The 15,344-nt window shown below is 53.2% G+C and carries 10 protein-coding genes and 1 tRNA gene; 8 read left to right on the top strand and 3 right to left on the bottom strand.

Going from position 1 to position 15,344, the window contains the following annotated elements; translation table 11 throughout:
• Positions 1-15: 15 nt before the first annotated feature.
• On the top strand, positions 16-1,122 hold the full coding sequence (locus tag DC28_RS01805; RefSeq protein WP_081941792.1) for a divergent polysaccharide deacetylase family protein: 1,107 nt from the start codon (positions 16-18) through the stop codon (positions 1,120-1,122).
• Positions 1,119-2,132, top strand: coding sequence for a tRNA (adenosine(37)-N6)-threonylcarbamoyltransferase complex transferase subunit TsaD (gene tsaD, locus DC28_RS01800; RefSeq protein ID WP_037544908.1), 1,014 nt, complete (start codon positions 1,119-1,121; stop codon positions 2,130-2,132). The genes DC28_RS01805 and tsaD overlap by 4 nt, the downstream gene beginning before the upstream one ends.
• An 18-nt stretch (positions 2,133-2,150) precedes the next feature.
• On the opposite strand, the gene DC28_RS01795 is transcribed toward tsaD, so the two are convergent.
• Positions 2,151-3,110 carry a P-loop NTPase gene (locus DC28_RS01795; protein WP_052078329.1) on the bottom strand — a complete coding sequence of 320 codons (960 nt, stop codon included), beginning with the start codon at positions 3,108-3,110 and terminating at the stop codon, positions 2,151-2,153.
• Positions 3,111-3,244: 134 nt separating this feature from the next.
• On the opposite strand from DC28_RS01795, the gene DC28_RS01790 reads away from it, so the two are divergent.
• The 4 genes from DC28_RS01790 (at position 3,245) to carB (ending at position 8,687) form a co-directional block, all read left to right on the top strand.
• The gene (locus tag DC28_RS01790; RefSeq protein WP_037544907.1) at positions 3,245-3,775 is read left to right on the top strand and encodes an adenine phosphoribosyltransferase; all 531 of its coding nucleotides are present in this window, start codon (positions 3,245-3,247) and stop codon (positions 3,773-3,775) included.
• 48 nt (positions 3,776-3,823) lie between these two features.
• A tRNA-Gln gene (locus tag DC28_RS01785) sits at positions 3,824-3,894 on the top strand.
• Between the two features lie 303 nt (positions 3,895-4,197).
• Positions 4,198-5,424, top strand: a complete 1,227-nt coding sequence (carA, locus tag DC28_RS01780; RefSeq protein ID WP_052078338.1) for a glutamine-hydrolyzing carbamoyl-phosphate synthase small subunit — start codon at positions 4,198-4,200, stop codon at positions 5,422-5,424.
• The gene (gene carB, locus DC28_RS01775; RefSeq protein WP_037544906.1) at positions 5,424-8,687 is read left to right on the top strand and encodes a carbamoyl-phosphate synthase large subunit; all 3,264 of its coding nucleotides are present in this window, start codon (positions 5,424-5,426) and stop codon (positions 8,685-8,687) included. Before carA ends, carB begins: the two co-directional genes overlap by 1 nt.
• Here carB and DC28_RS01770 read toward each other — a convergent pair.
• Together DC28_RS01770 and cimA are read right to left on the bottom strand one after the other, a co-directional pair.
• Positions 8,653-10,572 (bottom strand): methyl-accepting chemotaxis protein, encoded by a 1,920-nt coding sequence (locus DC28_RS01770; protein ID WP_037544904.1) that lies wholly within the window; start codon positions 10,570-10,572, stop codon positions 8,653-8,655. The two genes, carB and DC28_RS01770, sit on opposite strands and share 35 nt — an antisense overlap.
• A 49-nt stretch (positions 10,573-10,621) precedes the next feature.
• Positions 10,622-12,217 (bottom strand): citramalate synthase, encoded by a 1,596-nt coding sequence (gene cimA, locus DC28_RS01765; RefSeq protein ID WP_037544903.1) that lies wholly within the window; start codon positions 12,215-12,217, stop codon positions 10,622-10,624.
• Between the two features lie 223 nt (positions 12,218-12,440).
• On the opposite strand from cimA, the gene DC28_RS15055 reads away from it, so the two are divergent.
• Together DC28_RS15055 and argS are read left to right on the top strand one after the other, a co-directional pair.
• Positions 12,441-13,340 (top strand): polyphenol oxidase family protein, encoded by a 900-nt coding sequence (locus DC28_RS15055; protein ID WP_052078328.1) that lies wholly within the window; start codon positions 12,441-12,443, stop codon positions 13,338-13,340.
• 1 nt (position 13,341) lies between these two features.
• Entirely contained in the window at positions 13,342-15,171 is a 1,830-nt protein-coding gene (gene argS, locus DC28_RS01755; protein ID WP_037544902.1) for an arginine--tRNA ligase, read from the top strand.
• Positions 15,172-15,344 lie beyond the last annotated feature (173 nt).

Below are 15,344 nucleotides of genomic sequence, written 5' to 3'. Positions count from 1 at the left end.
TTTCATATCTAACGCATGACACAATCAACAACCCATGGGGCACCCAACAGAAACAATAAAAAAAAGCCTACTCCCAGCCAGGCTCGAAACAGGTTTATCCGCCAGGTAACGGTATTGCTGGTGGGGATCATTGTGCTTCTTTTTGCCCTGGTTTTGCTTTTAAATCCTCCTGGTGATTCTCATGCCCCCGGTACCCCTGAACCTTCCTCGGACCAGCAGGATCAGGGGGTTGATACTTGGGACTCCAGGACCCAGATCATCCCAGAACCCACTGAACCCCAGGAACCGGCCATTGGTCCGGAAACCTACCCCGAGGGGGATGCAACACCCCAGGGTGAGTACGATGAAGATCCAGGAACTAAGGGGGAGGGAGGGGAAGATCGAACCAGCCCTCCTGGTACCCGGGAGCCTGTTCCGGAAATTCCTCCGGCGCAAACCATGGGTGGTAGAGCACCCCAGCTGGTGGTGGTCATTGACGATGTGGGATACGATGCGGGGCTATTAACTCCCTTCCTGTCCTTTTCGGATAAAATGACCTTTGCCGTACTTCCAGCCCTGAATGACTCGGTGATATCCGCCGAGATTATACGCACATCGGGACAGGAAGTAATCCTTCATTTACCCCTGGAATCCCAGGGTGGAATAGAACCGGGTCCCGGAACCATCCGGGATGAGATGCCGGACCAAGAGGTGCGTGACCTTCTACGACGCAACCTTCAGGATGTACCGGGTTTAGTCGGGGTAAATAACCATATGGGATCGGCTGGCACCCAGGATACCCGGCTGATGAATATTATCCTGGATGAGTTGAAAAAACAGAATCTGTTTTTTCTGGATTCGCGAACAACCGCAGAAACAGTGGCCCCCCGGGTGGCTGCTGAGATAGGAATGACAATAGTGGAACGGGATATTTTTTTAGACAATCAGAATGATCGGGAATCCATCCGTCAAGCTGTACTACAGGGTTTGGAAACAGCTAATAAGCGGGGATACGCCGTGATGATAGGTCATATCTGGACCGAGACTCTTGCGGAGGTCCTCATCGATATGTATCCGGCAATATTAGAATCCGGGTACGAGTTTAATAACCTCTCAAGTATTATTATGAGGGGTGAGCCGTGAAGATCCTAGGGATAGAAAGCTCCTGCGATGAATGTTCTATCGCGGTGGTGGAGGATGGAAAAACCATACTCAGTCACGTAGTCGCCACTCAAATAGAATTTCACAAACCCTTCGCCGGTGTCGTACCGGAAATTGCCAGCAGAAAACATGTAGAATGGATTCTGCCGGTGTTTCATCAGGCTCTGGAGCAGGGGGGGCTATCACCGGGAGATATTCAGGGTATAGGGGTAACAAATCGCCCGGGACTTTCGGGATCATTGATTGTCGGACTAACCTTCGCAAAAGCCCTGTCCCTGTCCTGGAAGGTTCCCTTCGTAGGGGTGGATCATGTCTTAGCTCATCTATATGCGCCCCAACTCTCTGCAGAAATCGACTATCCCTTTATCGGGCTTCTGGTATCCGGCGGCCACAGCATCATAGCCCGGGTATCCGGGCCACTAACGGTGGAGGTGCTGGGCGCCAGTATAGATGATGCCATCGGGGAGGCCTTTGACAAGGTCGCCAAGCATCTAGGGTTGGGGTACCCCGGCGGAAAGGTTATCGATGATCTCGCCCGGAAGGGTAATGCCAAGGCCTTCCAGTTCCCCTTTGCCAATCTGTATAAATCCGGTCATGCCTACGATGTGAGTTACTCAGGCCTTAAAAACGCGGTCATCAATCAGCAGGACCTTTTTTGGGATGGGGAATCGCCCCGGAGTATCGAGAATATATGTGCTTCCTTTGAACGGGTAGCTGTAGACACCCTATTGAAAAAGCTTCAGGCAGCGTGCAGGGATACAGGAATCAACCGGGTTGTTGCGGGGGGTGGAGTGGCTGCAAACAGCTACCTACGCGACCGGTTGCAGGGTATGCAGGATATCCGGGCATACTACCCGCCTTTGGACCTCTGTACGGACAACGGAGCCATGATTGCTGGGCTTGCCTTCCATTATCTTACCGCCGGTCTGCGATCTGGACTGGATGAGACCGTGTATGCCAAGGTTCCAGGATTCAGACGGATTACCTCATAAGCCCATGCGTTCATGAGATTAAAACTGACTTTCTTTCCCGAGTTCCTCAAGATCAGGGGGAATGTACCGGTTGGTGACGCTGTTTTCAAAACTCAGGACCCGTTGTGCTAGGTGGCGGTATGACTTAGCGGTGGAACTATCGGGTGCCTGAGAAAACAGGTTGTTCTTACCGTTGACCAGACTCCGCATCTGGGCGTACCAGGGGACAAAACCAATAAAATCACTCTTTACACCCAGATGCGCCATGGTTACGTCCCGGAGGGTTGATCCGAAATCTAAATCCTTGGGATTGGTCCCCAGAGTCAAAACCAATTGGGGTCTAAGCAGGGTTAGCTGTTCGCTACAACGCTCAGCTAATTCAGGGTTTTGGGAATGCAATTCCTCGATGAGGTGAGGGAGTGTTGTGCCTTTGCTGCCGATGTTGCGACGGTGTAGGTTCTCAAAAAATGCGCCTTCCGGGGTGTTCCGCGGAGTAAGTTGTTGCATGCTCCGCAGAGCCGCATGTTTTATGAAGGAGTAACTGTTCAAAAGGGATGGAATTTCCGGAGTGGTTACCACCAGCCCAAAATTTGAAAGAAGAAACATATCCAGGGTGAACAATCCGGTGCCCGGACTCAGATCGAGAATCACAAAATCGGCCACCAGTTCCTGGAGCTCCTTCCCGAGACGACGTTTTACCCAATAGGGAGGGTTGGAGGTGCCGGTATTCCAGCCGTCGCCCGGGATAAAAAACAGATGATCGGCTGACGTGGCGAGAATTAGATCGGAGATGTGGCGCTCTTGCCGTTGGATGATGCTCCCGATACCCGGTTGTTCCTTCGGCACACCCAACAGGGTGTGCAGGTTAGAACTACCTGAATCCCCGTCTACCAAAACCACTGCCTTTCCATGGGAGGCAAGACCGAGAGCGAGGTGCAGGGCGGTGATAGTCTTTCCAACACCGCCCTTTCCACTGGCTATAGGAACAATTACCGGCATGGCTAAAGTATGAGGGCAGCATAGAGACTTTGCAAGGCGGTTTTTTTGGAACTGGGATCAGGCGGCGGAATCCAGGTAATTACGGGTTTCTTGCTTCTTTGCAAGGCCGGCCTCCCATGGTATAGTCCCTACCTATGACAGTACAAGAACTGGATAAGGCCATCCGGCGGGTGCCGGATTTTCCCAAACCGGGTATTTGTTTTTATGACATTACCAGCATCCTTATGAACCCCGAAGCATTCCGCTATTGTGTGGACCAACTAGCGGCTATCACCAAGGATTTGAACGCCCAGGTGATTGGCGCAATTGAGGCTCGGGGATTTCTGTTTGCCACCCCGGTTGCGCAGGCATTAGGGCTTCCGGTGCTGTTACTCCGGAAAAAAGGAAAGCTGCCGGGGAAGACCTTGAGCAAACGCTATGCCTTGGAATACGGTGAGGATGAGATATTCGTGCACCAAGAGGATGTTACTCCGGGATCCAGGGTAGTGCTGCTTGATGACCTCATTGCCACCGGGGGTACCCTAAAGGCTGGAGGTGCAATGCTTCAGGAAGCTGGGGCAATGGTTGTGGGGGCCTTGGGAGTAATCGGTCTACCGTTTTTAGGCTATGAAAAATTTTTAGACCCGGTTCCCGTTCGTACCATCATTACCTATGAAAGCGAATGAATCTGCTTGACAGGGTACTGTAAACCTGATAATTTTTCGTCGAATCAATTCCCGGTAGTGTAACGGTAGCACCACAGATTCTGGTTCTGTTTGTGGGGGTTCAAATCCTCCCCGGGAAGTAAACCGATGCCTGTGGAAGCGTCCAGGCATACTGCACGAATGTGCTGTCGCTACCCGTGACGATCGTATGCCGGCTCCATAGCCGGTTTTTTTTTAACCTAAGGCGAATGTAGTACGTAGAACCATGTACAGTATGCCAGATAGGGCGGAGCAGTCCGGGATAAAATCCGAGGTAGCCTCGCCGGGGTGAACAGCTACAGCCCTTTGCGCACTGGGTAAGGTTTGAGCGCCTGCCGAGGGTTAGTTACGCTATCGGCTACAAGCATACGATGGGTAAAACCTCAATGGGAAAAGGACGGCCTATGAACGAGCGAACCTATCTGCTCCTGGAGGACGGGACAGTGTATACCGGGGAGGCATTTGGATATCCAGCCCCCTTGGTTGGCGACCTGGATAAGGGAATTCTGCGGTTCTCGGCAGTGGGCGAGGTAGTTTTTAATACTGCTATGTCTGGGTACCATGAGGTTCTCACCGATCCCTCCTACACCGGTCAGCTGATCACCATGACCTACCCGCATATCGGGAATTACGGTGCCCAGGGTGATTGGAACGAGAGCAGCCGCGCTATAGATGACCGGGGTGCCAGCTGCGATACCCGGCCGGTAAAGGCTGCTGGGTTTATCGTCCGAAGTCTGTATCGGGGACCGGTCCCCAAGGGGCGCATCACTCTGGACGCCTTTCTTAATCAACATGGAATCCCCGGCATTAGCGGAATCGATACCCGGGAGTTAACCTTGGCACTCCGGGACGGGGGGAGCCAAAAGGGACTTATCCTGCGTTCCGGCGATCCCCAGGCATCAGAATTGTCCGATCAAGAGAAACAGGCTGGGATGGAATATCTGAAGGCCTATCCCGCCATGGAAGGTCTTAATCTGGTTCCAGAGGTAGGTACCCGGGCTGTGGTAGAAAATCCCGCCCAAGGCGGGCCCACCATCGCCTTGTTGGACTGCGGGGTGAAGGCTAATATTGTGCGTGAGTTCAACAAGCTGGGGTGCAGGGTTGTAAGCTATCCTGCTACGGCAAGCGCGGAAGAAATCCTCTCCCAAAAGCCCCAGGGAGTCATGATCTCCAATGGTCCAGGGGATCCTGCGACCCTTGATCAACAGATACAGACCATTAAAAAACTCATCGGTAGGGTGCCCGTCTTCGGTATCTGCCTGGGGCATCAACTAATTGCCCAAGCGGTGGGTGCTAAGACCTACAAAATGAAGTTTGGGCACCATGGCATCAACCACCCGGTACGGGATGAACGAACGAAGAAGGTATTTGTTACCAGTCAAAATCATGGCTTTGCTGTGGATGAAGCATCCTTACCCGACACCGTAAAGGTTTGGTTCCGCAATGCCAACGACCATAGTAACGAGGGCATATACAGCGATGAGCTTCGGATATACAGTGCCCAGTTCCATCCTGAATCCGCACCGGGCCCCTACGATAGCCTCTGGATTTTCGAGGCATTCCTCCAGGGAATACCGGGCTACTCACCCAGCAAACCAGCCGGTACCAGTAAAACGAAGGAGAATCGCTAATGCCCGCAAGAAAAGACATTAAGAAAATCCTCATCATCGGTTCCGGTCCAATTGTAATCGGTCAGGCCTGTGAGTTCGACTACTCGGGTAACCAAGCCGTAAAAGCCCTAAAAGAAGAAGGCTACGAGGTAGTACTGGTCAACCCGAACCCGGCAACCATCATGACCACACCGGGTACCGCTGACACCATCTACATGGATCCCCTGGAAGTACCCTACCTGGAAGCCATCATCGCCAAGGAACGCCCGGATGCAGTCCTGCCCACCATGGGCGGCCAGACCGCCCTCAATGTCACCCTCGACCTCGGGCGTGCCGGAGTCTTCGAGCGGTACAATGTAGAGCTTCTGGGGGCAAGCATCGAAAGTATCGAGCTCGCCGAAGACCGGGGCAAGTTTAAGGACCTCATGACCAAAATCGGCCTGGACAGTCCCCGATCAACCCTGGCTCACAACTACGATGAGGCCATGGCCTTCGCTGAGCAGCAGGGTGTGCCCCTCATTATCCGGCCCAGCTATACCCTGGGCGGCCGGGGAGGCAGTATCGCCAACAATTGGGAAGATGTTGGGCCCTTCATTAAGAGGGCCTTGGCTGAGAGCCCCGTCCATCAAATCCTTATTGAAGAAAGCCTTGTGGGGTGGAAAGAATTCGAAATGGAGGTCATGCGGGATCAGGCGGACAATGCCGTTATCATCTGCAGTATTGAAAACATAGATCCCATGGGCGTTCATACCGGGGATAGCATTACCGTGGCACCAATACAAACCCTCTCGGATGTGGAGTACCAGCGCATGCGTACAGCCTCCATAGAAATACTCAGGGCGGTAGGGGTGGATTGCGGCGGATCGAATGTTCAGTTCGCCCTTAATCCCGAGGACGGACGGATGATCGTCATTGAGATGAACCCCCGGGTAAGCCGGTCATCGGCTTTGGCTAGTAAGGCCACGGGCTTTCCCATTGCTCGGAGCTCTGCCAGGTTAGCCGTCGGGTTTACCCTGGATGAGATCATGAACGATATCACCGGCAAGACGGTCTCATGTTTTGAGCCCTCTCTGGATTATGCCGCCGTAAAGGTGCCCCGATTTGAGCTTGAAAAATTCCCCCGGGGTTATGCTGAGCTGGGTACCCAGATGAAAAGTGTGGGGGAGAGTCTTGCCCTGGGCCGGACCGTTTCGGAGGCACTAAATAAAGCCATCCGTGCCGCAGAGTTCGGCTTTGAGGGCTTGGAAGACCTGGCCCACCTAAACGATGAAGAAATTCTATCCATGCTAAAAAAACTGCATCCTCGGAGAATCTTCGCGGCATACACAGCCATTAAGAGGGGCGGGTATCCTGCAATTCAGCAGGTTGCCGATCTGACCGGCTACGACCCCTGGTTTCTCTACGGGATGCATGAGCAGGCCGAGCTCGAAAAGAAGCTGGCGCGCCAGGAATTAACCGATGAACTCCTGTTGGAGGCAAAACGCCTCGGATTAAGCGATAAGAGGATCTCGAAGCTGGTAGGCCAGGCAACCTTCGGTGAACGCGCCTCCCATCTGAGTCCTCGGGAGATCGAAGCCCGCCGTGAAGAGGCGGGGATCCATGCGGGGTACCATTTTGTGGATACCTGCTCCGGAGAATTTGAGGCTCAAACCCCGTATTTTTACAGCACCTACGGCGAAGTAAACGAGAGCCACCCTATGCAAGATCGCGGGGTGATAATCTTGGCATCAGGGCCGAACAGGATCGGTCAGGGGTTGGAGTTTGATACCTGCTGTACCCTCTCATCTCTGGCGTACCGGCGTCAGGGGGTAAAAACGGTAATCATCAACTCGAATCCGGAAACGGTCTCCACGGACTTCAATGTGAGCGACCGGTTATACATCGAACCGCTTACCCTTGAGGACGTAAAAGAGATTATGCGTGCTGAGGGAATCAGGGATGTGGTGGTCCAGCTGGGCGGTCAAACACCCCTGAACATGGCTGAAGCCCTGGAGCAATGGGGTGCCCGGGTTGTAGGAACCCCAGTTGGCAGCATCAAAGGCGCCGAAGATCGGCGGCTCTTCGCCGAATTGATAACCCGGACCGGCCTGCGGCAGCCGGAAAACCGGAGCGCTGGAACCATGAGTCAGGTTCGAGCCTATGCCCAGGAGATCGGGTATCCGGTACTGTTAAGGCCAAGCTACGTCCTTGGTGGACGGAGTATGATGGTCGCCTTCAATGAACAGGAACTCGCCGAGTATTTGGGCAGAACCGATGTGGAAGTTTCGGAGGAAAAACCCATCCTGGTGGATCAATTCCTGGAGGATGCATACGAATACGATGTGGACGCTCTGGCGGACGGGACACATGTCTACGTTGCCGGGCTCATGCAGCATATCGAAGCAGCCGGAGTTCACTCCGGGGACAGTGCTTGTGTATTCCCGCCCTATGAGGCAAGTCAGGATATTCGGTCACAGTTGGTTGATGCTACTGCCCGGATAGCCCGGGAGGTTGGTGTCCAGGGCTTTTTGAATATCCAGTTTGCTGTGAAGGACGGAGTTCTCTACGTTCTCGAGGTAAATCCCCGGGCCAGTAGAACCGTACCCTTTATCTCCAAGGCCAGCGGAGTGGACCTGGTAGATGCGGCGGTTAAGCTCTGGGAGGGCACGGATCTTGCCGCCCAAGGGCTTATAAACGACGACCACACCGGAATTCCCGGAGTGGGTCTCGGCGATTGCATAACAGGCTGGGCGGTAAAAGAGGCGATGTTTAGCTTCGACCGCTTCCGCGATACCGATCCCATGCTCGGTCCTGAGATGAAGTCCACCGGAGAGGTGATCGGGCTGGGAGCAAGCTTCGGCGAGGCCTTCTCTAAGGCCACAGCCGCAACCGGTACCATCCTTCCCACCAAGGGCAGTGTTTTTGTGGCTGTCAACGATTATGACAAACCGAAGATCGTGCCCATTGTTCGGGAGCTGGAGCAGATGGGTTTCGCCATAAAGGCAACCCGGGGCACCGCGGAATACCTGTTCTCCCAGGGCATAATCGCGGAGGTCATTCTTAAATACCATGAAGGCCACCCGAATATCGTGGATCACCTTCAGGCTGGTAAAATTGATCTGGTAATCAACACACCCCTGGGACGGTATACACAGAAGGATGACGGATACCTGCGTATTGAGGCTATGAAGAACAAGGTGCCTTACACCACCACGACCTCAGCAGCCAAGGCCGCCTTGGAAGGAATCAAATACCTGCTCACCGGAGAGGTTATTCCCCGTCCCCTTCCGTCTGGGCGGTTGTAGGTTCCGGAGACTCGGTAGTTTCGGGTTCTGCTTCCCCGGGGGTCGATTCAGGCTCCCGGGCGGTCTTGAAGAACTGCAGCTCTTGGTCAAGGGTTTCGCTGGTCTTAACCATTGAATCGGTCTGTTCCCTCAGGCTAAGCATTTCCTGATTGATATGGGTGATTCCAATGGTTATTTCCTCCATGCCTGCATAGACCTGGTGGGACAGGTTCTGTACCTCATCCATATGGCTGTGTACGTCGGACGCCTGCCCCTTCATGCCTTGGGATGTCCCCTGGGTCTTTTTCGCTACCTCCAAGAGGCCTGAAACTGAACCGAGAATCTGATTTCCCACCTCCTGCATGGAAGCTATTTCCTTAAAGAGCCGGTCATACCGCGAAGAAACCTCGTCAATTGCCTGGGTCATGGTATCAAACGCGGCTTCCATCTCCTTGCTTTGTTCGCCGGCACTGTCTATTACCGCAAGAATCCGCTTAACCGCATCAGAAATCTCTTTGCTGTTCCCCGATGATTGTTCAGCCAGTTTCCGGATCTCATGGGCGACCACGGCAAAACCCGCTCCACGGTCACCCGCATGGGCGGCCTCAATGGCGGCGTTCATGGCTAGGAGCTGGGTTTGGGCTGCGATATCCTCAATGAGAGAGGTCATCCGGGTAATATCGCTTACCCGTTGATCTACCTCGGATATGGCGCGGACGGTTTCCGTGAACTGTTTTTTACTACTTTCGGTAATGGTAACCAGTTCCTTGGTAGACTCGTTACTGCTGTTGGTAATCTCTAGAGTTCCGGTTAAGGACTGAGAGAGGGTATGCGCCGCGGTGCTAACCTGCTGAACCATCTGGGTCTCGTCCTGGACCATCTGATCGGTAACCTGGAGGCCGTTAATCAGCTCCTTATTCGCCGATACGATGCCCTCAATGGTGGTATCCAGGTGCTCCATCACCCCGCGAATGGACTGCATATTCCCCTGGATCTCGTTAACAGCTCCGGAGGTTTCATCAACAGAGAATACGATCTTCTCCCGAACCACCCTGTTCGATTGGGATTCCTGCTGGATTTGGCCGATAATTTGTTGAAGTCTGAGGGTGAAGCTGTCCAGGTTTCTGCTCAGACGACCGATCTCGTCCTTTCTGGTGCTGGCGCTTCTGGCCCGAAGGTCTCCCTCGGTCAATCCGCTGATAAGGGTTTCTATACCCCGGATGCCCGTTATCAGAGACCGTGAAATAAATATGGATAAGACCGAGTTGATGAGAAAGAATACGGCGATCAGAATGAGAGCGATCCGGTTCGAACGTGCTTCAAAGCGTTGAATACTGCCGGCGAGGTTGTCTTTCTGGGTATCTAATACGGTCAGAGACGAATCCAGACTATCGATAAGATTCGCCTTACTTGAGAGGGTGAGGGCGGCAGCCTGGCGCACCTCGGGGTACGCTTGGCCCTCTTCGATGAGCCGCTTAATTTGGAAGGTCCGCAGGAAACTAAATTGCGCTTCGGCAGCCTGGGCCAGGGTTGTAGCTGCCTCAAAAAACCGGGTCCGGTTATTCTGAATCAAACCGCTCAGCCGACCTATGGAATTGATGGCTTCTGCAGCGGAGTTGGAAATCCCCGGAATAAACTCCAAGCTTGCAACATTCTCAAAGGCTTCTAGGGTCTGTTGGGAGCTTCTCCGGTAGTTCTGAGTCTCCAGATCAAACTGCCCGGTTAGGATTCTGTGCAGGGTGAGTACCTCCCGGTGGATTGAACCCTCCAGTTGCTGAAGCACCACCTGTTCGGATTGGATCCGTGCGACAGGCTGCAGCAGAACCACAAAATACAGCGCAATTGAGATAAGAAAGGTAATCTGGACCAAGAAAATAACGGAAAAAATACGGCCTTGAATTTTCAAACGGTGCCTCCCATGTACTTTTTCACTACCCCATGGGTTTAGTATAGCATCAACGGGCCTCGGGCGGTAGTTCCTCATAGTGGTTGTTGTAATAGTATTCGTAACTATCCACCAATGCCTCCCATGACGCCTCGACGATGTTTTCGTTTACACCCACCGTTGTCCATTCCTCATCTCCGTTGGTGGAGGTTATAAAGACTCTGACCTTGGCTGCCGAGGCACTCTCCGGGTTGAGTACCCTGACCCGGTAGTCGGTAAGCCGGAGACCATCCAGGAAGGGGTAGTGGGGGCTGAGGGCATCCCGGAGCGAACCATCCAGGGTCTCAACCGGGCCGATACAAACCGCAGCTCCCATGACCTCCCGTCCCTGATCGCTGAGAAACATCCTGCCGACAGTCTTGGACTGGGCATTCGCCGTTTTATAGGATTCAAGATGGTAATTCTTGAGTTCAATGAGCTGTTTGTACTCCCCTAATGCCTGACGCATGAGCAGGTCGAAGCTTCCTTCTGCGGCTTCGTATTCATACCCGTCGTTTTCCTTATCCTTGAGGGTGCGGATGAGGGTCTCAACCGCAGGATGATTCTTTTCGAAGCTGCCGTATTTCTTCATTTTTTCCACGATGGTGGATTTTCCGGCAAGTTCGCTGAGCAGCACTTGGCGATGATTCCCTACCAGGCTGCCATCCAAATGTTCCATGAGATGGGCGGCCTTGAGGATGACATCGGCATGCTGACCTGCCTTGTGGGAAAAGCTAGCGATACCGACGTAGGGCTGACGCTTATCTGGAATGATATTCGCCTTTTCCGCAACGAACCGGGATAAACTGGTAAGTTTTTCCATATGATCCGCGCAGGCGGCGTGATACCCCATTTTGAGGGTAAGGTTGGGCATAATCGCACAGAGGTTCGCATTGCCGCAGCGCTCCCCCCATCCATTGATGGTGCCTTGGATATGCACCGCTCCACCTTGGACCGCTGCTAAGGAATTAGCTACGGCAGTACCGCAGTCGTTGTGGAAGTGGCCGCCGAGGGGTGCCAAGGATTGGCTTTTTAGATCTTCGTAGATAGCGGATACCTCGTGGGGCAGGGTTCCGCCGTTGGTATCGCAGGGTACCAGAACATCTGCTCCGGCATGGCTGGCGGTTTTAAGAACCTCCAGGGCGTAGTCCCGGTGATCCTTGTATCCGTCGAAAAAATGTTCTAAATCAAAGACAACCTCACGGCCCTCCCTTTTTAAGAAGCTGATGGAATCCGCAATCATGGCGAGGTTCTCTTTCGCTGTGGTCCCTAATACCTTTTCCACATGGGCCATCCAGGTTTTGCCGACAATAACCACCACTGGAGTTTGGGCCTCCAGGAGCGCTCGGATATGGCCGTCTGATTCAGCTTTTCCGCCAGGTTTACGGGTGCTACCGAAGGAGGCAATCTTGGCATGGGAAAAGCTCATGGACTTGCAGTGATTAAAGAAGGCGGCCTCCTTATCGTTGGAGAGGGGAAATCCTCCCTCGATATAATCAATGCCTATTTCGTCCAATTTTTTTGCTATAGAGAGTTTATCCTCCAGGGAGTAGTTAATTTCCAACCCCTGCATACCATCGCGGAGGGTGGTATCGAAGATAGCTACCGATTTTGTATGTGCCGACATAGAACACTCCTTTGATTAAAAAAAAAGCCGTCTTCCAGGAAGACGGCTGTTACCCTACAGGCTCCTTCCCAACACTACATCAGAGACTCAATAATAATGAGAATGATGATGGAGTTTTGGGCAGAATCGTAATGGTTCATAACAATACTAAGGTGAACCACTTTTTTTCTGTTGTCAAGGCGTATTAATTGACCTGCTAAAACTTTTTTGACATAAGAGTACCATGGATAGGAACTTTCTCAGCCTTTTGTCCCGAGGCCGATTCACCGCCGGTATAAGCACCCGCCGGATTGGAGACGGACAGCCGGATCCTGATTCTATATATGCTGCTCTTACCGGGGCTGCCGGAAGCGGTTCTGCTAATGGAACTCTGTTGGTGCATTCCCAGGTCCACAGCCTTCGGGTGGTGATTTATTCCTCGGAGATGCTTACCCGGACTGGCAAGGGATGGACCGGTCGGTTGGGAGTAGCAGAGGGGCGGTGGATCCACCTGCCGGATTCACCCGAGGATCGGTATACCCTTTCGGTATCCTTCCGGACCATGCCTGTCTTAAATCAGGATGAGCTTGGTGCCTTAGCACGGAGCATGGATGCCGATGGCGTTGTTACCGACCTGGAACAGGTTGTCCCCGGGGTGTTGGTGGCGGACTGTCATCCCCTCTATATCTGGGGCGAACTTCCAGGTAGGGAGGTGAGGGGAATTCTGCATTCCGGATGGCAGGGATGCGGGATTTCTATGGTAGCCGGCCGGGCAATGAATAGATACTGGGGGATTCCTTTTTCAGATATCTCTGTGTATAGTGGGCCAGGCATTTGCAGCCGTTGCTATCCGGTGACCGAGGATAGGGCTGCGGTGTTTGTATCCCGGTTCGGCGCCGGGGCTGTCGGAAGGGCACAGGGTACGGGTGAATTTTCCGGCAGGCTCATGCCGAGTATTGATATTCAGGAAGCAAACCGGTTGGCTACCCTGGATATGGGGATGCAGTGGCTCGGGGGGACCGGACTCTGTACCGCTGAGCAGGAAGTACTATGGTCCCATAGATGCCGGGAACGGCGGGGGGCCGGTCGGATGCTTGCGTTCTGGCTGCCTACAGCAGAGCTTTATGAATCGTGGAGGAGTTGAGATGGAACAGATGAAAGAACGGTGGCGCAGACTCTTATTTGCTGTTTTGGCGGAGATCGCTAGGGAGCGGGATATCGAATTCACCAGCAGTCTGGCTGATTTTCAGGTGGAAACGCCCCCGAAGGCTGAGCTCGGGGATGTGGCCTTTCCTATGTTTGCCTTCGCCAAGGTATTGCGGGTGGGGCCGCCCCAGATCAGTGCTTCCGTGGTTGGTGTGCTGGAGGCGTTGATCGCCGGGGAGAAGACGCTGACCTCTCCGGGTGGGGAACAGGTCACCGGCGATGGTCTGACGGAGGAATTCCGCCGGGGTAATCTTGGAACCGCCGAGGCCATGGGGCCCTATGTGAATGTGCGACTCCCCCGCCGTCGAATCACTCTAGATCTCTTAAAAACTGTACATACCCAGCAGGACCGCTTTGGGATTACCGATAGTCTGGCCGGTCAAAAGATCATGGTTGAGTTTTCCTGTCCGAACACCAATAAACCCCTGCATCTGGGGCATCTGAGGAACGATGCCCTCGGAGAAAGCATTGCTCGGATTTTGAAGGCTAACGGCGCCCAGGTTCGCAAGGTGAATCTGATAAATAACCGGGGTGTTCATATATGTAAATCCATGCTGGCGTACCAGCGCTTTGGCGAGGGGGAGACCCCGGAGAGCACGGGAATTAAGCCCGACCATTTTGTAGGAAAGTACTATGTAGCCTATGCCAACTGGGTAAAGGAGTATCCCCAGGCTGAGGCCATGGCTCAGGAAATGCTGCACCAATGGGAGCAGGGCGAGGCCGAAACCATGAAGCTCTGGAAGCAGATGAATGAATGGGCCGTAGAGGGGATCGAGGAAACCTACCAAAGGACCGGAATCAGTTTTGATCAGGTGTATTACGAAAGCGAAACCTACCTTCTGGGCCGAAGCGAGATTCTCCAGGGGCTTGAGGATGATATTTTTTACAAGGACGAGGAGGGGACGGTTTGGATTGATCTGGAGCCCATCGGTCTGGATAAAAAGGTTCTGCTCCGCAAGGATGGCACAAGCCTCTACATCACCCAGGATATCGGGACGGCCATAAACCGTCACAAGGACTGGCCCTTTGATCGCCTTATCTATGTGGTGGCCTCGGAGCAGCAGTACCACTTCCGGGTGTTGTTCCATGTGCTGTCTCAGCTCGGGTATCCCTGGGCTTCAAATCTTTACCACCTATCCTACGGTATGGTGAATCTGCCCGAGGGTAAAATGAAGAGCCGCGAGGGAACGGTGGTGGACGCCGACGATTTGCTTGACCAGCTAACAGCCATGGCGAAGGAGGAAATAGTCTCCAAGGAACGCCAGGATCAGGTAGAAGACCTGAATGCCACAAGTCACCAAATCGCCTTGGGGGCCCTGCATTACTATCTGCTGCAGACAACCCCCACCAAGGATATGATTTTTAATTCGAAGGATTCCCTGGCATTCAACGGGAACACCGGACCGTATTTGCAGTACACCGGTGCCCGGATATCTAGCATGCTCAGAAAGTGGGGTAAGGATCTGCCCCCGATGACGGAGGATCTAGCCGCAGTTCTTACTGAAGAGGTGGAGTGGGAGCTTGTAAAGCTCATCGGCTCCTTCCCCGGCATTGTGTCCCAGGCGGGTATGGAATACAACCCCGCGTCAATGACTGGCTATCTGTACGAGCTGGCAAAGACCTTTAGTCGGTTCTATCACGATCATCCCATGTTGAATGCCCCTGTTCCGGAATTGGTGCAGGCCCGGGTTGCCTTAGCCGGGGCTGTATTGCAGGTGCTTAAATCAGGAATGAATCTTATTAATGTGCCATTTCTTTCATCAATGTAGTACATAAATGTATGCCTACCTACTATTATGTAGGTTTTCTGGTTCTCCCATGCAGGCTATCCATGCTTCAGGATTCATTTCTGATCGTGGGTAGCCATTTTTTTATTTTACTACCGGTTTTGTCGTGTTTTGGGTGATTCTGTAACCCCTTTTAAGGTAAGGGATTATCAAAG

Origin of the sequence: Spirochaeta lutea (assembly GCF_000758165.1) — a bacterium.
GTDB lineage: Bacteria > Spirochaetota > Spirochaetia > DSM-27196 > Salinispiraceae > Spirochaeta_D > Spirochaeta_D lutea.
Note: the sequence above shows the minus strand (reverse complement) of the source record. Positions and strands in the feature narration are given on the sequence as shown.